This window comes from Sphingomonas sp. CCH15-F11 (assembly GCF_001557005.1).
Taxonomy (GTDB): Bacteria; Pseudomonadota; Alphaproteobacteria; order Sphingomonadales; family Sphingomonadaceae; genus Sphingomonas.
Window position 1 is genome coordinate 1 of sequence record NZ_LSKG01000002.1, and the last position, 21,126, is coordinate 21,126.

General features: G+C 65.1%; 17 protein-coding genes. 3 read left to right on the top strand and 14 right to left on the bottom strand.

Annotated features, from left to right (window positions below):
• From AX709_RS00050 to AX709_RS00060, 3 genes are all read right to left on the bottom strand, one after another.
• The coding region (locus AX709_RS00050) for an alpha-hydroxy-acid oxidizing protein (protein ID WP_197419049.1) at nucleotides 1-310 on the bottom strand (310 nt) is incomplete at its 3' end.
• A gap of 130 nt (nucleotides 311-440) precedes the next feature.
• Nucleotides 441-971 carry a hypothetical protein gene (locus AX709_RS00055; RefSeq protein ID WP_066545436.1) on the bottom strand — a complete coding sequence of 177 codons (531 nt, stop codon included), beginning with the start codon at nucleotides 969-971 and terminating at the stop codon, nucleotides 441-443.
• A gap of 1 nt (nucleotide 972) precedes the next feature.
• A complete protein-coding gene (locus AX709_RS00060) occupies nucleotides 973-2,967 on the bottom strand; it encodes a hypothetical protein (protein WP_156454079.1) in 1,995 nt (664 codons plus the stop codon).
• Between AX709_RS00060 and AX709_RS00065 the strand changes: the two genes are divergently transcribed.
• A complete protein-coding gene (locus AX709_RS00065; protein WP_066545440.1) occupies nucleotides 2,955-3,368 on the top strand; it encodes a M10 family metallopeptidase C-terminal domain-containing protein in 414 nt (137 codons plus the stop codon). The two genes, AX709_RS00060 and AX709_RS00065, sit on opposite strands and share 13 nt — an antisense overlap.
• Nucleotides 3,369-3,462: 94 nt before the next feature.
• On the opposite strand, the gene AX709_RS00070 is transcribed toward AX709_RS00065, so the two are convergent.
• Together AX709_RS00070 and AX709_RS00075 are read right to left on the bottom strand one after the other, a co-directional pair.
• The gene (locus tag AX709_RS00070; protein WP_066482843.1) at nucleotides 3,463-4,107 is read right to left on the bottom strand and encodes a hypothetical protein; all 645 of its coding nucleotides are present in this window, start codon (nucleotides 4,105-4,107) and stop codon (nucleotides 3,463-3,465) included.
• 56 nt (nucleotides 4,108-4,163) lie between these two features.
• On the bottom strand, nucleotides 4,164-5,276 hold the full coding sequence (locus AX709_RS00075; RefSeq protein WP_082731052.1) for a helix-turn-helix domain-containing protein: 1,113 nt from the start codon (nucleotides 5,274-5,276) through the stop codon (nucleotides 4,164-4,166).
• Nucleotides 5,277-5,569: 293 nt separating this feature from the next.
• Between AX709_RS00075 and AX709_RS00080 the strand changes: the two genes are divergently transcribed.
• Entirely contained in the window at nucleotides 5,570-8,335 is a 2,766-nt protein-coding gene (locus AX709_RS00080) for a beta strand repeat-containing protein (protein WP_066545448.1), read from the top strand.
• Between the two features lie 361 nt (nucleotides 8,336-8,696).
• Here the strand turns inward: AX709_RS00080 and AX709_RS00085 are convergent, their stop codons facing one another.
• The 7 genes from AX709_RS00085 to AX709_RS00115 all read right to left on the bottom strand — a co-directional run bounded on the left by AX709_RS00085 (nucleotide 8,697) and on the right by AX709_RS00115 (nucleotide 16,752).
• Entirely contained in the window at nucleotides 8,697-9,788 is a 1,092-nt protein-coding gene (locus tag AX709_RS00085) for an NAD-dependent epimerase/dehydratase family protein (protein ID WP_066545450.1), read from the bottom strand.
• Nucleotides 9,785-10,492 (bottom strand): fumarylacetoacetate hydrolase family protein, encoded by a 708-nt coding sequence (locus AX709_RS00090; protein WP_066545452.1) that lies wholly within the window; start codon nucleotides 10,490-10,492, stop codon nucleotides 9,785-9,787. Before AX709_RS00090 ends, AX709_RS00085 begins: the two co-directional genes overlap by 4 nt.
• A 57-nt stretch (nucleotides 10,493-10,549) precedes the next feature.
• Complete coding sequence (locus tag AX709_RS00095; protein WP_066545454.1) at nucleotides 10,550-12,928, bottom strand: TonB-dependent receptor; 2,379 nt, start codon at nucleotides 12,926-12,928, stop codon at nucleotides 10,550-10,552.
• Nucleotides 12,929-13,082: 154 nt separating this feature from the next.
• Nucleotides 13,083-13,721, bottom strand: coding sequence for a TetR/AcrR family transcriptional regulator (locus AX709_RS00100; RefSeq protein WP_066545457.1), 639 nt, complete (start codon nucleotides 13,719-13,721; stop codon nucleotides 13,083-13,085).
• Between the two features lie 59 nt (nucleotides 13,722-13,780).
• Nucleotides 13,781-15,475 (bottom strand): FAD-dependent oxidoreductase, encoded by a 1,695-nt coding sequence (locus AX709_RS00105; RefSeq protein ID WP_066545466.1) that lies wholly within the window; start codon nucleotides 15,473-15,475, stop codon nucleotides 13,781-13,783.
• Nucleotides 15,472-15,870, bottom strand: a complete 399-nt coding sequence (locus AX709_RS00110) for a cupin domain-containing protein (protein ID WP_066545468.1) — start codon at nucleotides 15,868-15,870, stop codon at nucleotides 15,472-15,474. The genes AX709_RS00105 and AX709_RS00110 overlap by 4 nt, the downstream gene beginning before the upstream one ends.
• Nucleotides 15,871-15,885: 15 nt before the next feature.
• Nucleotides 15,886-16,752, bottom strand: a complete 867-nt coding sequence (locus AX709_RS00115; RefSeq protein WP_066545470.1) for a hypothetical protein — start codon at nucleotides 16,750-16,752, stop codon at nucleotides 15,886-15,888.
• 69 nt (nucleotides 16,753-16,821) lie between these two features.
• On the opposite strand from AX709_RS00115, the gene AX709_RS00120 reads away from it, so the two are divergent.
• Nucleotides 16,822-17,151, top strand: coding sequence for an NIPSNAP family protein (locus AX709_RS00120; protein ID WP_066545472.1), 330 nt, complete (start codon nucleotides 16,822-16,824; stop codon nucleotides 17,149-17,151).
• Here the strand turns inward: AX709_RS00120 and AX709_RS00125 are convergent.
• A complete protein-coding gene (locus tag AX709_RS00125) occupies nucleotides 17,121-19,418 on the bottom strand; it encodes a membrane-bound PQQ-dependent dehydrogenase, glucose/quinate/shikimate family (protein WP_231727369.1) in 2,298 nt (765 codons plus the stop codon). The genes AX709_RS00120 and AX709_RS00125 overlap by 31 nt on opposite strands.
• 56 nt (nucleotides 19,419-19,474) lie before the next feature.
• On the bottom strand, nucleotides 19,475-21,067 hold the full coding sequence (locus AX709_RS00130) for a class I adenylate-forming enzyme family protein (protein WP_197419047.1): 1,593 nt from the start codon (nucleotides 21,065-21,067) through the stop codon (nucleotides 19,475-19,477).
• Nucleotides 21,068-21,126 lie beyond the last annotated feature (59 nt).

Here is a 21,126-nt window from a genome sequence, read left to right on the forward strand (position 1 = left end):
ACGTCGGGATGCCCGCGCGCGTGGCGGCGCGTGCGGCCTGCACCTCGCCCCGCCGGGCATACATGCCGCTGATGCCGACCGGGCCGAGGATCACGGGCAGGTCCTGCTGCGCGCCCAGGATCTGTGTCGTCAGGTCGATCGTCGCGACGTCCTTCAGCACCCGCTGGCGCAGCGACAGTTCCGACAGGTCGCTGACATTGCGGCGCATCGTGTCCTCGGCATAGGCGCCGCCATCGGCATAATCGAACAGGAAACGGGGCACACGGCGGCGGGCCGCCTCACGGAAATCAGCAGTGGACGAAATGATCATCCGGCAGGTCGCGAGGTCAGGCCCGGCGCGCCGCCAGGTGGAGGCACCTGCAGTGAATGGCGCGCTGGATCAGGGCGCATTGAGCGGCTGGTCGCCAGTTCTGAGCGGAGCCGCCGCGCCACGTCTCTATTCACTCCGAAGGCGCGCCAGGCGTCGGCGTGCCGAGCGCCCGGCCATCCTTGCGCAAGGCCATAGCTGGTACCTCGGTGACTTCCACGCCAATGCGGCGCGTTTCGCCACCCCGGCCCAGGATCACATAGGATGGCCCGATCCGCTCGAGGCGCGTGCCGTCAGGCAGTTGCACCCCCGCCCGCCATGTCGCCACCGTGCCGTCCGGCGCCTGGATCGACGCTGAGGGATCACTCGAGCTCATGTCGACGCGTTTGAGCACATATCCCTCGCCGATGGGCCGAATGACGGCGCGCGATTCAACCGCAGGTGCCGCCGACCCGCCGGCTGCAGGCGCGCGTTCGACCTTGATCTCGCCCGCCGCGCCCGATTGTCCGTTGTCCCGCGCGGCGCCGAACAGGAGCAGCCACGTCGCCGCCGCCACGACCGCCGCGACGCCGACGATGCTGAGACACAGGGCGCCCAGGCCGAGCTTTCCGCCTGCCTGGGTGTCCCGTTGTCCTGGTGCCGATCCGTTCAGTCGATCGGCCACGCTAGTTCAGTCGAATGATCGTGGCTGTCGCCGGCTGCGATGTGATCGCGATGCTGGAGTTCGAGCCACCCACCGGCGTGACGGGCACGTTGGTCCAGGTCGCGCCGCTGAACACCCCGGTCGTCGATACGCTGCCACCGCCCAGGGTGATCCCGGCGGTCGTTGTCGCCGACAGATCACTGGCGGATGATGTCTGCAGCACGATGCTGCTGGCGCTGGCGTAAAGGCGCCCGAGATCGACATTTACCACGCGGCTCGACGACGAGTCCGGATCGCTATAGTTGACGACGACGACGGTCAGCCCGTTGCCACTTGCCGCACGAAGCGCATAGACGCGCGTCTGGTTGAGATCGTCGCTGTTGGCAAAGGTGACCGGCAGGAAATGACCCGAGCCGACCAGCCGTGCCGCGAGCGCGCCGTAAAAGGGCACGGCCGCCTGGACGGCGCCGGCGTTGCGCGCGGCGTCATCGGGCGAGCAGAACAGCGAGTACCAGCCATATTCCGGCGCGATGTCGCCGCAGCGGCCGAACATCGAATGCAGGTAATGGCGCTGGATTCCTTCGCGCGCGAACAACAGGCTGCTGTCCAGCGTCCAGAGCGCCGCGGCGAAGCTGTTGCTGACCGCCGGCCGACCGGCACAAGAATAGGAATTGCGCTCGTCCAGAACCGCCGGGACGTTCAGGTCGGGATTTGCGGCACGGCTGACGATAAACTGCGCGGCATTGATCTGCCCGTCATACACCCCTCTGCTCGTCAGATTGCTGATCGAGCCGAAGTTGGTGGCACATCCATTATAGTGATGAGCGGTCAGCGCATTGATGTCCGGCGACGGCAGGGCTAGCTCGTTCTGGAAGAATGCGTTGAGAAACCCGCCAATGCTTGCCGTCGCGGCCATGTAATAGCGCGTGTTCGGCGCAGCCTGCTCGATCGCTGTACGATACTGGCGCCAGTGCGAAAAATACGCCCCCGGACCGCTTCCGCCCCCATAGACGCCATAGAGGTCGGGTTCGTTGCCGACCTGGACGGCCGCGAGGCCGGATCCGAGCTGCGCGCGAGCCGCAGCGACGAAATTCGCCGCTCGGGCCGCGTCGGACGCTGGCGACGCGACCCGTTGACGCAGGTTGACCGTGAGGACGATGCCCCAACCGGTACGATTGACGAAGTTCCTGAGCGCCGTAAGGCTCGCGGGCGTGATCCTGCCGCGACCATCTTGCGTCGTCGAACCAGGGACATAGGTTGCCCATGCCGGGGTCGGCTCGTTCGTGCTCGTCCAGAACGTGGTGTCGCCGCCCGATCCACCAATGCGCAGGCGCCGCACGGCGTCTGACCCGCCGAGGGTATTGAAGAGCTGCGCCACCGTGGTCGAATTGAAGAAGATCGCGGCGTTCTGATCGTTCAGCCAATAGGAATTGATCGAGACGTTCGGCCGCACGGCGTCGGTGAAGGGACCCGGCTGGCTCTGGCTCAACGTCACATTCACTGGCGCGGGGGTTTGTGCGAAGGTCACCGGCCCTAGAGCGCAGGTGACGATGAGCGCACTGAACGATGTGGCTGCTCGCAATACGAATTTCTGGACAGCGTTTCGTTCAAACCTTTGCAGGTCGACGCCATGCCTCCGTGGAGCCAGTCGAAACGATTTAATCGTGCCGTTCATAATCCATCCTCCGTAAGCCCGGCACGACAATATAATATATAGTATATTAGGGCAATGCCGGAATCTGGTCGCGGTGGCAAGTGGCGTGAGCGGCGAGCACCGCCAGGCCGCGACCTGGCCAGCGTTGCGCCCCGGAAACGTCACGCCATTGGCCCACTTGCGCGGCTGGCCCGGATAATCGTCCCATCCCCGAGACCCTAACTTCAGGCCGTGCACATCGCGATGATTTTGCCGCGGAGCGGGTCGCCAGCGCGGCGTCCCAAGCACGGTGAGACGCTGGAACGATAGCCCTGAGAGAACCGGACGTGCCATCAAATTGACGCCGATCGGTGCGTCCTGCAACGCTTCTGGCTCCGGCAAATGTCATCGATGGCGGCGGCGGTGCTGACACGCTGATCGGGCTGGGTGGTGCCGATACGTTCCACTTCGCCCGGTTCGGCGTGGCCGATGCCGATGTGCTGGCGGATTTCAGCGCGCAGCAAGGTGACCGGATTTCGCTGAGTGCGGCAACGTTCACCGGTTTGACTGGCGCCACGATCACCACCGCGCAGTTCGTGCAGGGCATGAGCGCGACCGCGGCGGGTCCGCAGATCCTGTACGATCAGGCAACCGGCCGGCTGTTCTACGACGCGGACGGCACCGGGACGGATGCGGCGCAGATCATCGCCACGCTGGTCCCGGGCACGGCACTGACCAGCAACGACTTCGTTATCACGCCCGGAACGACCGTTCCGACGCCTTAGCTCCGGAACGACTTGGTGCGAACGGGAGCCTCGCCGCACGCACATTTTAGACGACACTTGGTCAAGTGTTCGCCCCCCGGAAGCGACGCGCTCCTTACTCGTTGAGCGGCGGTGTGCCCTTCAACCATCGACCGGTGTTTTTGACTCGGCCTGGGAACAGCGCGTCCATGGTGTCGCCATAGTTGCTCAGTGCATCCTTCTGGCCTGCCAGGTAAGACTTGGCATGATTGTAGTCGGTCTTGGTCATGGACGGGCCCGCAGTCGACTTCCGCATCCGCAGATCCATTTCATCCCATTCGGCCAACGCCATGCCAATTCGCGTGCTCGAGACCTTGGTGTGCATCACGCCGGATTCGTCAAACATGTAAGTGGTGTCGACGTCAGGCGCGGTCGCGCAGATGGCGACAAGCGTGACCGTCTTGAGCTTGTAGGCACCGATCTCGTTCGCGAACTGCATCTCGAGGTTCTTGTCCTTGTAATCAGCTCGCGGCTTGAAAAGGCCATAGCTGCCGCGCGCAACCTGCATGTACAGCGCGCCCCGCGCGCTGACCGTAAAGCGGACGGCATCGCAATATCGGCGGATCGAGCTACGGCCGCCGAACAGATAGACTGAGCGCGTCCCGTCGACGGTCTCGTCGCCCAGCATTTGCGGGCGGACGAAGTTGGAAAGCATGGTGGTCGCATTCACGCCCAGCGTGTTCAGATACAATGGCCTGTCGATGAACGTCCGTACCTGCATTTTTCCGCCCCCGCGCTTCGCGTTCGGAGGATAATCCACATCAGGCGGCGCCAGCGCTAATCCTGGTGTCGCAATCGAGACGTCGCGTTGTCGCAGGGCGGGTCGGCGCGTTCGTCGCTCGGCGTACAGCCGAAACGCGACCGATAGCGCCGGCTGAAATTGATCGTGTCATAGATGCCGCAGCGGGTTGCGATCTCGCTCACGGCTACGCTGGCAGGGAGGGTACGCAACAACCGCCTGGCGCGCTCGAACCGACGCTGATGGATGACGGCGGCAATCGATGTGCCTTGATCGGCAAAGGCGCGATAGAGTGTCGCACGCGAACAGTTGAGGCGATTGGCCAGCAAATCGGGGCTCAGGCCCGGTGATGAAAGATGCCGGTCGATCACCATCATGGCGACCGAATAAAGCGCCCGCCTTCGCGTCGCATCACCTTCGATCGGCCCAGCTTCGATCCGCATGAGGGCGAAGCTGATCGTCTGCACAAGTTGGTCGAGCATCAACGCAGCGGCGTGCGGCTCAACCATCGGCAGCAGGTCCAAGACCATTTCGAACTGGCGGCGAAGCAGCGTGATCGACGACGTCCGGTTAAGTTGATCGATCAGCACGCTGGGGCGCGGCACATCATGACCCAGCGCCCGAACCACGGTGCGGCGTGGCAATCCGACGTGCATGCCCCGGTGCGCCGTCCAGCCCAATTCGCATGGGCGCGCCGCATCGTAGACGAAGAGATTTCCGGGCCCCGCGCGAGTGATGCGATCGCCTTGCTGGGTGGCCTGGCGCTCGCCTTCGATTACGAACCCGATGCTGATCATATCGCCGCCATCGCGCTCGATCTGGCGGGTGGTGCGCACCCCGCGCACCGCATCCGACCGGTAGCGATAGATTTCGACGGTTCGCATCAACGCACCATGCACCTCCGCCGAGAATAGCGGCGCGTCGACCGGTCGCGGCATAGCTTCGAAGTGGTAGTACGCGATGTTGCACCAGTATGCGAAGCGATCGGCTGGTGGCACTGCATCGGTCGAGACATTGACCAATATGGGTGTCTCGGGATGGACGATCGCCGGGGTCCAGCGCGCTTCGCCGGGTGCCCAATCTGCGGCGGTCGACGCCGTTCGTGACTTCGACCGGGAAGCGGGCTGGTCCATCGCAAGTTGAAATAGCATCCCGAAGCCTCTGGTTGAAGTGCGGGCACGTTTTTCAGCGCGGCAATTAACGCTGTATCCGGTCGCCACAGAGCCGGCACAGGGCAAGCCGGTTGACAGATCGAGGGTCAAAAACCGCGTTGGCCGAGCCCTTGTCAACGAACGCCACGTGCGACGCGCTAACAACGGACATGAGACGTGGAGACGTGCGCGCTGATTGACGGGAATCGCGCCACCTTGGCAATGCCGGGTCGATGCGGAGCGGGCGTTATCACGGACGCGCGCGGATATGCGACCCAGGGGAAGCGCAGCACATGGCGATCTTCATCGGCACCGATGGCCCGGACACGATCAGGGGCACAAGTAGTCTGGCGGAGACCATCTTCGGCAATGGTGGCGACGATCGTCTGGTTGCCGAGGGTGCCGACAGCGTGGTCGGCGGCGCCGGCGATGACCTTTTATTCGCCCATAACGGCGCCACCCTGGTCGGCGGAGACGGCGAAGACCGATACTTCGTGAACTTTCCAGTCTCGGGCCTGTTGATCGTTGAGGATCGACCCGGCGAAGTCGATCGGCTCAACGCCCTTGCTTCCCATGCGTTGAGCCCGGGCGCCCGGATCGAGATCATCTCGATATTCAATGCCGGTGTGTCGTTCGTCGGCAACGACTTTGCCCAGCAAATCGAAGGCAGCCTGTTCGATGGCCTGCTCGACGGCGGTCGCAACACGTCGGAGCCGGGTCGGGGCGATACGCTGATCGGCAACGGCGGCAACGACATTTTCGTCGTGCGCAACCCCAATGATGTGCTGGTCGACTCCGATGGCGGTGCCGACATCGCCTTTATCGACGCAGCGTCGCTGCAGGCGGCGGGCCAGGCCGTCGCCACCTTCACCCTCGCCGCCGGGGTCATCATTGAAACGCTGTCGGCGGCGACGCACAGCGGCACCGAAGCGCTGGTGCTGACCGGTAACGGCAGCACCCAGACGATCATCGGCAATTTCGGCAACAACACATTGAACGGCGGCGGCGACGGCGACGACACGCTGATCGGCCTGGACGGCGACGACACCTATGTCATCGGCGGCCTGGGCAACATCACCATCATCGATTCGGCCGGCACCGACACGATCAATTTCGCGCTGGGGGTCGCCCCGACCTTCATCCTGAACGCGGGGGCGTCGATCGACGTCATCAACCTGAGCGCCAACGTCAACCAGGTCTTCGGCAACGAATTCGCCCAGCGGATCAATGGTGCCGCCGGTGATTTCGACGAAACGCTGGACGGCGGCGGCGGCGCCGATACGCTGGCCGGCGGTGGCGGCGAGGATGACTATTTCGTCGATTCCGCCGACGACGTGATCATCGAAAGCGGCTTTGCGGCGAATGGCGTGACCCCGACCGTCGACGTGGTACAGTTCAACGGCACGACCGGCGGCTATGCCCTGGCCGACGGAGTCAATGTTGACCGGCTGCTCGCCGGTGCTGCCGGCAACGTCTTCCTGGTCGGCAACAGCTTAAGTCAGCAGATCGTCGGCAACAACGCCAACAACATCCTGAACGGCAAGGCCGGCGCGAGCGGTGCGGGCGACACGCTCTATGGCGGCGGCGGAGACGACATCTATCGCGTCTACAGCGCCGCCGATGTGGTGAGCGAGGAAATTTACGACTTCGCCACCAGATCAGGGGTCGCCGGAACCGACGCGGGCGGGGTCGATACGATATTCACCAGCTCCAGCTATTCGCTGGCGACGACATTCGGCGTGGTCGAAAACCTGTCGGTCGCCGACCACAGCAGCACGACCACTGGCATCGTGCTGACCGGCAATGTCGCCAACAACCAGATCATCGGCAATATGGCGGCGAACACGCTCGTGGGCGGCGGCGGCGCGGACACGCTGATCGGCCTCGGTGGGGATGATTTTTACATTCTGGAAAGCATCGACGACCTCCTCGGCCAGGCCGATATCGTACTGGAAGCGGTCGGTGGCGGGTTTGACACGATCACCTTCGCCGGTGCGGCCGGCGAACCGTTTGTCCTTGGCGCAGGCAGCGAGGTGGAAGTCCTGCGGCTTGGTGGCGGGCCAGCATTGATCACCGGCAATGAGTTTGGCCAAACGATTTACGGCACGGATCGGCCGCTTTCAGAGACGTTGATCGGCGGGGGTGGGGCCGACACGCTGGTGGGCGGTGCCGGCAGCGACGTCTATCGCGTCGACAGCGCGGACGATGTCATCATCGAAACCGGATTGGCACCCAACGGCTTCACGCAGACCTTCGACCTTGTCGTCTTCGAAGGCACGATCGGCGGCTATGCGTTGGCCGAAAACGTCGCGATCGATGATCTGCGGGCAGATGCGGCGACCGGCGACGTCTATCTGATCGGCAATTCGGGCGCGCAACTCATCATCGGGAACAACGGCAACAATATCCTCGACGGCGGCGGTGCCCCGGCCGGCCTAGGCGACACGTTGCGCGGCGGCGCTGGTGACGACATTTATCGGGTCTATTCTGCCGACGACCGCGCCGAGGAGTTCGCGAATGCCGGCACGGACACGGTGTTCACCAGCAGCAATTTCAATCTGGGTCTGTTCGGCGCAAACATCGAAAATCTGATTGCCGCCGACGCGCGCGCGCTCGACAATCTGGTGCTGCAGGGCAATGCCGGGAACAACGGCATCAGCGGCAATTTCGGGCGCAACGTGCTGGCGGGTGGCGCTGGGGTAGATACGCTGACCGGGCTGGGCGGCGCGGACACCTTCCACTTTGCCGACGTGGGTGCAGGCAATGCCGACGTGATCGCCGACTTCAGCGCAGCGCAGGGCGACCGGATCTCGCTGAGCGCGGGTACCTTCACCGGCTTTACCGGCGCGACGATCACCGCTGCGCAGTTCGTGCTGGGCGTCGCCGCCACCGCTGCGGGTCCGCAGCTCCTGTACGATCAGGCGACCGGTCGCCTGTTCTACGACGCGGACGGCACCAGTTCGGGAGCGGCACAGATCATCGCCACGCTGATCCCTGGCACCGCGCTCACCAACAACGACATCGTCATCACGCCGGGAAGCGCCGTTCCGACACCGTGAGGTCGGTGGTGGCAAGGGCGGGTGAGTCGCGCTGCACCCGTTCCTTCGCGCGATCGTGCGCGTCCGGGGGGCCACTTTCCGCTTTCCTTCACCAGCCTTGATATCATCGCGCGCAAACCATGGGCCGTCATTTCATGGCTGGCATGGCCCGGCCGGGCGGTTTCAGTCAGCTAAGCAAACGTCCGCTTTCGACCATTGTCGTCCAGAACCTGCTCCACTTTTCTGTTGAGTGCGCCGTGCAGCTCGAAAGACGCTGGCCGAACGGGTTATCCCCGGCCCGTCCGACCCCACCCGCGGCTAGACATTATCCTCAAGCGCGCGCGGGACATTATCCGCGACTTCGTCGTCATGCTTTCCGGAGTCAGTCGATTGGTGGCAGCAGCCGATCGGCACGCAGGCGCGAGAACCATTTGTCGAACATCTCCTCGGTATCAATCGCGCCGCTGAATCCGGCGCGGCGCAGTTTCACCGTCGAGACAATCGAGTCCTCCCATGCGACCGTGCGTCCATAGCCGAGCGCGAAATCGGCATATTGGAAAGAGGAGCCGACGAACTTGCCGATATCCGGCGCGGCCAGGCCGTGGCGCTCGCGGATCGCATCCCATTCGGACGCAGCAGCAGGCATGGCGGTTGCCAGCTCCATCGCCCGGTCCTCGCCCGGTTCCATGCCGAGCGAGCGAGCCAGCGCGGGCCAGATGTTCTTCCACAGGAAGATGTCGCCATTGGTGATGTTGAAGACCGCGTTCCGGGCCGTTTCCGCACCATGCGACCAGTCGATCGCCTCGGCGATCAGGTCGGCGTCCACCGCCTCCAATATGCCCATGGGACCGCCGGGATAATGAAGCGGCTCGCCCCGCGCCTTGAGGATCGCGGCATAGACGCCGAGCGCCGGGATCAGGTTCATCGGCGCGCCCAGCGAATGGCCGAACACGAATTGCGGCCGCAGCACGGTGAAGTGCCAGCCGTGCATCCCGGCGAGCTCGGTCAGATAATCCTGCTGCTCCCAATAGAAATTGGGGTGCTCGCGCATTTCCGAGCGGTTCTCGCGCGCGGGCAGCACCATCGGGCGGATATGAACGCCATACGCCTTTGTCCCCTGGAGCAGTGTGACATGGGCGAGGGCCGCATGATCGGTGATGCCGATCTCCATCAGGTTGCGAAGCATCTCCGCATTGACGCGGATCTGCTCCTGATCCGACCAGCCCGCGACGAGGCTGGGCGCCTCATAGAGCGCCGCATAGACAAGGTGGGTCACGCCCTTCAGCGCATCCGCCGCCGCCGCGACCGATTTGGGATCGCGCAGGTCGGTGGCGACAAACTGGGCGCCGTGCAGGTGGAACGGCGCGCGACGCGACACGCCGATCACCTCTGTATCCGGCTGGGCCGCGAAATGGGCGATGCAAGATTGGCCGATCAGGCCGGACGCGCCGATGACGGCGAGCTTTCGCTTCATGCTCTTCCTCCCGCGGCCGGGCCGATATCGATCGCGACCGTGCCAATGCCGTCGACGGTGCAAACGACGTGATCGCCGGGCACCAGCGGCCCGACTCCCTCCGGCGTGCCGGTGAAGATCAGGTCGCCAGCGCTCAGCGCCACCCCGTGCGAGATCAGCGACACAATGTCTCGCACGCCCCAGATCATGTCGGCAAGATCGGCAGACTGCCGCGTCTCTCCGTTGACCGACAGGTGAATGTTGCCCGCATCCGGCACCCCGCCCATGCGGCTGGCCTGAAGGATCGGGCCACAGGGGGCGGAGTGATCAAACGCCTTGCCCCAGTCCCAGGGGCGGCCCATGTCGCGCGCCTGGAGCTGGAGGTCGCGGCGGGTGAGATCGATCCCGGCGGCATAGCCGAAGATCACATCCTCCACCGAATCGGCCGCGATGTCCCGGGCGGCTGCGCCGATGGCGACGACCAGCTCGGCTTCGTAGTGCAGGTTGCTGGTCAGCGGCGGATAGGAAATGGACGCGCCGTCATCGACCACGGCATCCGCCGGCTTGGTGAAGAAGAATGGAGGATCCTTGACCGGGTCCATGCCCATTTCCCGCGCGTGCGCGGCATAGTTGCGCCCGACGCAAAAGATGCGGCGAACCGGAAAGCGCCGGACATCGCCCGCCACCGCGACCGAAGCGACAGGAAGATCGAACAGCAGCGACATGGGGCAGCTCACCGACAAGGCACGTCCGGGCACAGGGCCCGGACGCCAGGGAGGATATCAGAAATCGTAGTTCAGCCGCACGCCATAGGTGGCCGGACGGCCGACATAGGCCTTGATCGTGTCGAACTGCGGCAGGACATTGTTGAAGTAATAGCCGTTGGTGACATTCTCGCCCCAGAAGGTGAGCCGCCATCCCGCCGCTTCGTCACCAAAGCCGGCGCGCAATCCGAGCAGGTCGTACGAGGGCAGGTCAAGCCGCGGGTCCTCTCCGAACACCGCCGACGCGGTCGCGCGGTAGGACCAGCTGCCCCCGACAAAAAAGCCCAGATTGCCGACATCCCAGTCATATTGCCCGTCGAAATCGAGCGACCATTTCGGCGCGAAGCTGAGCACGCCGCCCTCGTAATCCGTCAACACGCCGTTGACGTCCAAGCCGACATATTCGTCGATGCGCGTGTCGAGATATGCGGCAGCGCCGGTCAGCTTCAGACCCGGCGTCGGGATCACGGTCGTATCCACCTCGAACCCGACGATATGCGATTTTGGGATGTTAATCAGAAGGCTCAGCGGGCCGAACACCTCGTCCAGGAACGTCCCGCGCAGCTGCTTGTCGGTATAGTCATAGTAGAACACCGCGGCATTCGCCTGCGCCGTGCGGCCGAAACTCGCCTTTACGCCCGCTTCATAGGCGATCAGCTTTTCCTGGGTCGCCGGTTCATATTGGCGGAAACCGGTGGCGGCGACATTGGGGAAGCTGCCCGATTTATAGCCCTGGCTTGCGGACACGTAGAAGAGAAGATCGTCGACCGGCTTGTAGTTGAGCGCGACGCGCCAGGACACGTTGTCCTCCGCCAGCGTGTTGACGCTGAGGCCCGGCGTGGCGGTCAGGCTGACGTCGCCGCGCGGATCGACAAAGGTTGTGCAGTTGCCGTTGCTGAGCAGGCCCGGCTGGAACTGGCTAGCGGGCAGCGGGGCCAGGCCCGCGCCGGTACGGATCAGACCGCTGACGAATTGGATGATCGGGCTCAGCGTATTGTCGCCCGTGTCGCCGCTGCAGCCGCGGAAATCGACCTTGAAATCGGTGTAGCGCGCCGCCGTGGTCAGGGTCAGCTTGTCGGTCAGCTGCCAGTCGATCGAGGCGAAAGCGGCAAAGGACTTGAGTGTCTGGTCGGTGAAATTTTCCGCCGACTGCACGCCGGAGATGCGGTTGGCGCTGGTCTGGCCGGTGCGATAAGTCTGTTCGGCATAGACGGTCGAGCGGGCGTAATTGCCACCGACCACCCAGTCGGCCAGCCCTTCGAACGAGCCAGTCAGGCGGAGCTCCTGCTGAAAGGAATTGATCCGGCCGAACGTGGTGAAATCGAACACGGTGACGGGCGTGCCGTCATATTCGTTGAAGCTCTCATCCTTGAACCGCGCATAGGCGGTAATCGACGACAAGGTGATATCCGAGCTGAGATCCCAGTCGACGCGGCCAGAGGCCTGCCAGAACCAGTTGTCGCGCGCGAAGTCAGATCCCTCATCCCAGTCGGCGGCGCGCACATCGCCCTCCGGTGCGATCGGATATGCGGCAAGATCGGGATTGACCGCCTCGGGAAACACGGGGTCGATCTGACGGATCTGCGGCACCTGAGTGTCGCTGCGGTCGCGCCAGCCGCTCATCACGAGGGTGGTGCGCAGCGTCGGCGCAGGTCCCCATTCGAGGGTCAGGCGACCACTCTGGCGATTGACCTGGCCCGCGCCGTCGCCGGGGCGCAGCTGGCTGCGCTGCCAGTCATCGGCATTGTCGGTGCGCACGGCCAGCCGCGCCTTGAGGGTGTCGGTGATCGGCCCACTGAGGTAGCCCGCCGTTTCCACGGCGTTGAAGCGCCCGAAGCCGAAGGTGACGCCGCCCTCGACCATGTCGGTCGGCTTGGCGGCGATATAGTTGATCGCACCGCCAGTCGTATTCTGCCCATAGAGCGTGCCCTGCGGCCCCTTCACGACCTCGACCCGCTCGAGGTCGAGCGTCGCGCCCAGCGTCATCGCGGGAAAGGGGATGGCGACCTCATCGACATAGATGCTTACCGTGCTTGTCGCCGACAGGCTGGATTCGTTGAAGCCGATGCCGCGCAGCGTGTAGATCGGTGTATTGAGGCCTGATTCCGCTGCCTGGAACCCCGGGACGACGCGGGCCAGATCGCTGACGCTGGTGATGCCACGCGTTTGCAGGGTCTCGGTGCCGAACGCGGTGATCGAGATGGGAACGTCCTGAAGGCTTTCGGACCGGCGCTGGGCGGTGACGATGATGTCACCGAGGCCATCCTGCGCACTCGCTTCCGTCGTCTGCTCGGCGTCTGCCGTCGCATCCTGTGCCTGTGCGGTGCCGATCCCGGCGACCATCAACGCAGGTATCGCGGCGCATTGATGCAGCGAACGGATCACGCTCTTGTTCATGGACTTCCCCTCTCTCGTGCACGGTCGGCTATCCTGCCGATCCGTCGCATAATATGAACGTTCGTTAGTTTATAAAGCAAGCGCAATGCGGCCGCAATAGGCTTACAAACGTTCGTATAGTTTTTGGTCTCCCGGAGTAGGAAGCTGAAAAGGCTCAGGATTCCTGGGGGATGCCGGCCATTCGATGGATCAGGTCGACAAAACCCTGCGCAACGGCATCGCTCTTCATCGGCCCCTTGCGGCTGTACCAGCTGGCGACTCCGTTCATCATTGAAAAAGCCGCGCGGGTCATGAACCGGACGTCATCGATGCCGATGCCGTGATGGCGGGCGGCATCGAGCAAGGCGTCGCTGAACCGCGCTTCATAGGCGCGGCGCATGTCGAGGATCTGGTCGAGATGTTCCGGCTCCAGGTTCCGCAGCTCCATATTGCCGATGAAAACGGCTTCCTTGTTGATCGCATGAAAATGGACATGGGTGCGGATGAACGCATCCAGCCGCTCCGGGGCGGTCTGTGCCCGATCGACAGCCGACTGCACCTCCGCTTGCAGATCTTCCATGATGGAACGCAGCAGAAGGAACAGGAATTCCTGCTTGTTGGTGATGTGATTGTAAATCGAGCCGGCCTGGATCCCGATATGCTGGGCCAGCATCCTCAGGCTGACATTCTGATAGCCATGTTTGGCGAACAGCGTAATTGCAGCGTGCCGCAGCATTTCGCGGGTTTCACGACCCTTTTCGCGCGAAGGTCGGTCCGTCGATTTGAAGATGATGTCGCTTTTCGTGGCGGGCATGGACCTTGCGCTACCTTGTAGTTGTAAAAGCCGGGGTGACCGGATTGCCCCAACCCGGTCTAGTTTTCCAGCCCCGCGTCGCTGGCGATCGTGCGGGCGGCGATGTAGCCAAAGGTCATGGCCGGGCCCAGGGTGATGCCGCCGCCGGGATAGGCGCCGCCCATCACGCTGGCCGCGTCATTGCCGATCGCATAGAGGCCGGGGATCGGGGCGCCGGCCGCATTCAGCACCCGCGCCCGCGCATCGGTGGCAAGGCCGGCAAAGGTGCCGAGATCGCCCATCTCGAGCTTCACCGCGAAGAAGGGCGCCTGATCGAGCGGCGCAATACAGGCATTGGGCAGATGCCCAGGATCGCCCAGATAGCGGTTATAGGGCGTCGATCCCTTGCCGTATTGAGTGTCCTCGCCCTTCGCCGCGTCGAGGTTGAAGCTGGTCAGCGTGGCGTCCAGCGATGCGGGCTCGCACGCGATCGCCCGCGCCAGCTCGGCAACCGTGCGGCCCCGCCTCAGATAGCCGGAACGGATCCAGCCGCCATAGGGCACCGGGAAAGGCTTGACGATGCCCAGACCATAGCGGCGCAACGCACGGTGATCGGCGATCAGCCAGGCATAGACGCGCCCGTCCCGGCGGCAACGCTCCAGCATTGCCTGTCCGAAATCGTGATAGCTGTTCGCCTCGTTCACGAAACGGCGGCCCCACGGATCGACCGCGATGATGCCGGGCTTGTACCGGTCGATCAGGTGCGGAAAGACGCCGGGCGGCCCCTTGCCGCGGGGCACGGCAGAGACCGGGATCCAGGCGGCCGCGTTGGGCAGGTCATCGCGAACCCGCGCGCCGATCGACTCGCCGGCCGTCAACGTATCGCCCTGGTTGCTGTCCGGCGCGGGCGACAAATGCTGCCCGCCCGCCGCCACATGCGGAAACAGGCGCTGTTGCCGCGCGATGCCGCGCGGGAAGCCGCCCGCAGCCAGGACGACGGCATGGCGGGCGAAAAGGCGTTCGCCACCATCGGTCAGGACGCCGACAGCGCGCCCGCCCCGTTCGATCAGTTCAACCAGCCCGGTGCCCGTGCGTATCTGAACCCCGAGATCCAGCGCGCTGGCGAAAAGGCGTGCGGCCAGGGCATTGCCGTTGGTCAGCCGCATCGCCCGGCCATGGCGCAACATTTCCCAGCCATGGACGGCCAGCCGCCGCGCGACGTAGAGGGCGCTGGTCAGAGACCGGGTCGCGCGAAAGAAATGCTGCACTTCCTGACTGGCGTTGAACATCATGCCGACAAAAGTGATTTCGCGAAGCGGCGGGCGCAGGCGGCGGATTTCGCGCCCAAGTTCGCGACCGTCCATTGGCGCGGCGACGATGGAGCGCCCGCCCGCCGATGCGCCGGGCCTGTCGGCATTATAATCGGGGAAACCTGGCTGGGCGACGAACGCGACGCGCGTTTCCCGTTCGAAGAAATCGACCATTTCCGGACCATTGGACAGAAATGAATCCACCCGTTCGGCGTCGAAGCAGTTGCCGGCCATCGCGTGCATATAGCTGCGCGCCGCCGGCACATCGTCCGTCACCCCCGCCCGTGCGGCGACCGGATTGCCCGGCAGCCACAGGACGCCGCCCGACCGCGCGGTCGTCCCGCCGACAAGTCCCGATTTTTCGATGACGAGGACGGACAGGCCGAGGCGTGCGGCCGTGACCGCTGCCGACAGGCCGCCTGCCCCCGATCCGACGACGATGACGTCGGCTTCGGCGTCGCTCACTTCAGCTCCAGGCCGTCAAATTCCCCGCCGATGAAGCGATTGGGCTTGAGGAAGAAGCTGAGGACCAGTGCGCCGTCCGGCGACCGCGCCAAATGCCTGTTGCCGCGGGGCCGCCAGACAAAATCGCCCGCGCGCACCTCGCCCTCGTCATCGACGATGCTGCCTTCAAGCACATAGGTCTGCTCGACCTCGACATGCTCGTGCAGCGGCAACGCGGTGCCGGGCTGCCAGCGGAACAGGGCCGTCAATAGCCCGGTTTCGGGAAAGGACATCAGCACCTTCATTTCGATGCCCGGCGTCGGCGTCGGTTTCCAGGGCAGCGACGCGACGTCGATGTAGCGCGAGGCGAGCGGGCCAAGGCCGTCGGCGGCCTGTTCGATTCCGGTGGCAGTCATCACGGTTTCCCCTGTTCAGCCTTCCAGCATTCGGTGCGCGGCATCGCGCGCACTCATGCCCGGTGCGATGCCCATCGCGGCGGCAGTGGCATTCGCGGCGGAGATCACGCCATGCTCGTAGGTGCTGAGCGGGTCGCCGATCCGAGCGCTGTCGGTATCGACCGAGGCGGCCGCGATGCCTTCGGGGTCAAGCATCGCCAGCCCCTCGATCCCCAGATCGTCCAGGCCACGCCCGGCATCATTGCAGATCAGCCCCTTCGGCCGAATGCGCAGGGCGTAGAGTGCCATCAATCGCGCGCCGTGTGAGGCGACGCAGAACACGTCATCGGGCGTCGATTCGCCGACGCGCGAAAAGGACCAGCAGGAAAAAATGCGCCCGCCATTGGGTGCGCGGTGGACGATCCGTGTTTCCTCGTCCACCAGCGCATCGACGTCCGCCCGTGCGCCCTCTGGCCCATTTGCCAGCATGACGCGCGCGGCCTCCAGCCCGGTCATGCCGGGCACCACACCGATCGCGTTGGCGGCGGCGTTGGCGCGTGAAACCCGCCCGGTCAGCAGCGAGTCGCCGTCGGACAGCCGCGCCTCCATGGTGGCGATGGCGGCGGCCGGAACACCAAACCGGTCCGACAGCGGAAGGCCGGCGATCCCCGCCTCGTCCTTGCCCGGCCCGCCTTCGTGCGCGATCCAGCCCCGCGCACCCCGCCGCAGCGGAATAGCGCCGGTCGGTGCGCCGGCAAAGGACGCGCCCAGCAGCACGTCGCCCTGCCAATCGCCCTCGTCAAACGACGTCAGGGAATTGCCGACGACGATGCGCCCGCGGGCCTCCTGGCTTTCCAGGATATAGGGATGAAGGTCGCTGTCGCTGACCGTGATTGCTGACATTGCATCCTCCTTTTATACGAACGTATGTTTGTATAAAGATCCACAAACTGTCAATTGCGGAGCGGACGCATGATCGTCGAGGAACGCACCTATCGCCTGTCGCCGGTTCATTCGCTGGCGGCGTATCTCGAACCCTATGAGCGGATCGGGCTGCCGGTGCAGCGCTCGATCCTGGGCGGCCTTGTCGGCGCTTACACGGTGGAGGTGGGCGGGCTGCACAGCCTGGTGCACCTATGGGCCTATCCCTCGTTCGAGGAGCGGCTGGCGCGGCGCGCGCGCTTGGCGGCAGACAGTCGGTGGCAGGAATGCCTGGGGATCATCCGCCCGATGATCGCTAGCATGGACAGTCGTCTGCTGGTGCCGACCGGCTATTCGCCGCTGCCCCCCGGCAGCGCATAGGCGATCAGATAATCGCCCTTCACCGGCGAACGCCGCGCCCCGCCTGCCGACACGACCACATATTGGCGGCGGGATTTGGGAGAGACGTAGGTCATCGGCGTCGCTTGCGACCCCACCGGCAGGCGACCGCGCCACAATTCCCGCCCGTCCGCCACGGACAGCGCGCGCAGGTAGAAATCCTGGGTTCCGGCAAAGAAGACCAGCCCCGACCCGGTCGTCACGGATCCGCCGATCGACGGCATTCCCACCGGCACGTCCAGCCCCGTGGCGATCCCCAGCGGCCCGGTGTCGCGCAGCGTGCCCAGCGGCTTCTGCCAGACGATCTTGCGCGACTTGAGGTCGATGGCGGTCATCGTGCCGAAGGGCGGCTCCTGGCACGGCACGGCCAATGGCGAGACAAAGCTCTCGCGGTTGATCGCATAGGGCGCGCCGGTCTGCGGTCCGATCCCGTCATGGTCGCCCTGGCGCGGGGTCACGCGGTCGACGTCCTTTTGCGGCACCAGCTTCAGCAAGATGCCCATCCGGATGTCATTGACGATCAGCGTGTCGTTCGCCTTGTTGATCGCAGCACTGCCCCAGTTCATGCCGCCATAATAACCGGGGAATTGCAGCGTCCATTCGCGGGTCGTGATCGGCGTGAACAGCCCCTGATAGCGCGCCCGGCGAAAGGCGAGGCGGCAGGCCAGCTGATCCAGCGGGGTCGCGCCCCACATGTCGCGCTCGGTCAACGTCGCATTGCCGATGCGTGGCATCGCGAGCGATCGCGGCTGCACCGGCGACAGCGTCTCGCCCGCCTGCGCGCCCTGCGGCACGGGCTGCATCGTCACCGGCGCGACGGGCCGGCCCGTTCGCCGGTCGAGCATGAAGATGTCGCCCTGCTTCGTCACCTGCACCAGCACGGGGATCGTCCCGCCCTTTCCGTCGGGCAGGTCGTGCAGCACCGGCTGGGCGGGCACGTCATAATCCCATACGTCGTGGATCACGGTACGATAGACCCAGCGCGGGCGGCCGTCAGCGATGTTCAGCGCGACGACGGCAGCCGCGTATTTCTCCGCAGCTTCCGTCCGGTCCGCACCCCAGAAATCGGGGGTCTGGTTGCCCATCGGCAAATAGACCAGGCCGAGTGCCGCGTCGAAGCTGGGCACCGACCACATGTTCGGCGTGCCGGGGGTGTAGATCTGCCCTTCCGGCGGTGCGCCGATGCGGTCGGGCGCACCCATGTCCCACGCCCAGGCGAGCGCGCCGGTGCGGACATCATAGGCGCGCACCACGCCCGAGGGCTCGTTCACCTCCTGATTGTCGAACACCCACGCACCGACGATGGCGATGTCGCCGACGATGGTGGGGCCGGACGACGGGATCAGATAGCCGGGCTTGAGCGGCCCCATATGATCGGCGAGATCGACGGTGCCGTCCTTGCCAAACCCCGCACACGGGCGGCCATTGGCGGCATCGAGCGCGATCAGCCGGTTGTCGATGGTGGTCAGCAGGATACGGCGCTGGCACTCGCCAGCCGGATCGCCGGCCGGCCCCGGTGTTGCGGTCTCGTGATAGCCCAGACTGCGGCAGCGACGCCACAGCGGCGGCGGCACCGGCCTGGGATCGAACGACCAGCGCACCGCGCCGCTATCGGCATCCAGCGCATAGACACGGTTGTTGCGCGTGCACGCATAAAGCGTGTCGCCAATCTGCAGCGGGGTATTCTGGTCCTCGGACAAAAGTTCGCCCGCCCCGCTGTCGCCCGTGCGGAACATCCATGCCACCTTCAGCCCCGCGACGTTTTCCGGCGTGATCTGGCCTGCCGGAGCATAGCGGCTGCCATCGCCGGATCGCCCATAGAAGCGCCAGTCGCCCGGCGCCTCGGTCGATGCGACGAAGGGCGCGCGGCTGGCTGGCCGGATGCCGCCATGTTCCCAGAACATCCCCCCGAACAGTGCGGCCGCGCCTGCTCCGCCAATCAGGGCGGACGCGACGGCGCCTGTCCGGCTGCGGCTCGGCAGCGCGAGCGCGGCCAGTCCGCCCAGCGTCAACAGCACCAGCGGGGCGAACATCCGGGCAAACAGCGGCCAGAAATCCCACCCCCCTTCCCAGATTGCCCAGGGCAGCGTCAGCGCCACTACTGCCGCCAGTAGCTGCAAGCCGGCATAGCGGCGCAGGCCGAACAGGATGCCTGCGACCAGCAATCCAGCTCCTGCCAGCAGGTAATAGGGCGAGCCGCCCGCCGCGATCAGCAGCGTGCCGCCCCATATCAGCAGCGCGCCCACCACCAAAAGCACCAGCCCAAACAGCCCGGACGGAACCCACCGCAATTTTGACACGGGACTCAGGCCTCCGCCCGTTCGACCAGGGTGTCGCGCAATTCCCGCTTCAAGAGCTTGCCGTTGGAATTGCGGGGCAACGGATCGATGCCGATGGTCCAGCCTTCCGGGCATTTATAGTCGGACAGGCGCTCGCGGGCGAAGGCGGCGATTGCGTCCGCATCCGCCGACATGTCCGCCTTCAGACAGACAAAGGCATGCGCGCGCTCGCCCAGCACCGGGTCTGGGCGACCGACCACCGCCACCTCCGCCACGGCGGGATGCTCGGCGAGGGCGGCCTCCACCTCGGCGCTGTAGATCTTGTATCCGCCACGATTGACGACGTCCTTCTTCCGGTCGTGCAGCCGGACCAGCCCGTCCGCGCCCATCGTGACGACATCACCGGAACGCCAGTATCCGCCGACGAATGCCGCGCGCGTCGCGTCGGCATTGTTCCAGTAGCCGCGCGCGACCATCGGCCCGGCCACCCACAGCTCGCCCGGCGTGCCCGGCGGAACCTCCCGACCATCCTCATCGACCACGATCACATCGGCACAAGGCACCGGCGCGCCGACCGCATCGGGATGATCCGGCGTCAGTGCGGCAGGCAGCAACGCGACGGGCGATGCCGTCTCCGTCGCGCCATAGCCGTTGGAAAGGCTGAGGGCCGGCAACCGCTCGCGCAGTTCGGCGATGAAGGCCGCGGGCATCGGCGCACCGCCGAAAGATCCCAGCTTCCATGACGACAGGTCATGCGCGGCCAGCGCATCGTTCATCAGGCACAGCTTGTATTGCGCAGGCACCATGAAGGCATGGTCGATCCGGTGCCGCGCCGCTTCCTCGATGAATGTTACCGCGCGGAACGGCGGCATGAGCACGACCGCGCCGCCCAGCCTGAAAAAGGTCAGAAACTCGGTGATCAGTCCGGTGACGTTGCAGCCGGGGATCGCCAGCAGGGTGCGGCTGCCGCGCGGCAAGCCCCAGCTCCCCTCGAAGTGCAGCACCGAATGGACGATGTTGACATGGGCCAGCATCACGCCCTTTGGCGCGCCGGTCGTACCGCTGGTGTAGAGGATCGCGGCCAGAGCCTCCTCGTCCGCCTCATGCGGGGGAAGGACGGGGCGCGGGCCGCCATCGATCCAGTCCGTCATCTCCTCCGCCAGCACAACATGGCGCAGGTCGGGCAAGTCGTCCGATGCGGGCAGCTTGTCCACCATCGCCGCTTCGCTCAACAGCATCGCAGCGCCCGAATGACGAAGCAGGTACGCCGCCTCCTTCATGCTCAGTCGCGTGTCCATCGGCACCAGCACCGCACCCAGCCGCCAGCAGGCAAGGAACCAGATCGGATATTCCGCGCGGTTGGACAGCCAGGTCGCCAGCCGGTCGCCGCGTCGAACGCCCTCGGCGACCAACCGCTGCGCCAGCGCCTCCGCCCGACCGAGCAGGTCGGCATAGGCGAGGCAACCTTCATCGCCCCACAGCAGCGCCGGTGCGGCTTCTGAGCCGGCCGCACTCTCCGTCACCATCGACCAGATGTCGGCCGGGCGATCGGCGAAACAGCGCACCATGCGATCGCCGAAAAGCAGTTCGTGGCGCAAAGCGGGCTTGGCCCTCTCCATTGTCCGTCCCCTCTTCGCTTTGCTCTTTGGAGGCTCTGTCATTTGTGGTCCGACGCGAT

Coding starts and splice junctions, on each gene's coding strand:
- AX709_RS00070 (WP_066482843.1), bottom strand. CDS start 4,107: ATGCAGGTACGGACGTTCATCGACAGGCCATTGTATCTGAACACGCTG.
- AX709_RS00075 (WP_082731052.1), bottom strand. CDS start 5,276: ATGCTATTTCAACTTGCGATGGACCAGCCCGCTTCCCGGTCGAAGTCA.
- AX709_RS00080 (WP_066545448.1), top strand. CDS start 5,570: ATGGCGATCTTCATCGGCACCGATGGCCCGGACACGATCAGGGGCACA.
- AX709_RS00085 (WP_066545450.1), bottom strand. CDS start 9,788: ATGAAGCGAAAGCTCGCCGTCATCGGCGCGTCCGGCCTGATCGGCCAA.
- AX709_RS00090 (WP_066545452.1), bottom strand. CDS start 10,492: ATGTCGCTGCTGTTCGATCTTCCTGTCGCTTCGGTCGCGGTGGCGGGC.
- AX709_RS00095 (WP_066545454.1), bottom strand. CDS start 12,928: ATGAACAAGAGCGTGATCCGTTCGCTGCATCAATGCGCCGCGATACCT.
- AX709_RS00100 (WP_066545457.1), bottom strand. CDS start 13,721: ATGCCCGCCACGAAAAGCGACATCATCTTCAAATCGACGGACCGACCT.
- AX709_RS00110 (WP_066545468.1), bottom strand. CDS start 15,870: ATGACTGCCACCGGAATCGAACAGGCCGCCGACGGCCTTGGCCCGCTC.
- AX709_RS00115 (WP_066545470.1), bottom strand. CDS start 16,752: ATGTCAGCAATCACGGTCAGCGACAGCGACCTTCATCCCTATATCCTG.
- AX709_RS00120 (WP_066545472.1), top strand. CDS start 16,822: ATGATCGTCGAGGAACGCACCTATCGCCTGTCGCCGGTTCATTCGCTG.
- AX709_RS00130 (WP_197419047.1), bottom strand. CDS start 21,067: ATGGAGAGGGCCAAGCCCGCTTTGCGCCACGAACTGCTTTTCGGCGAT.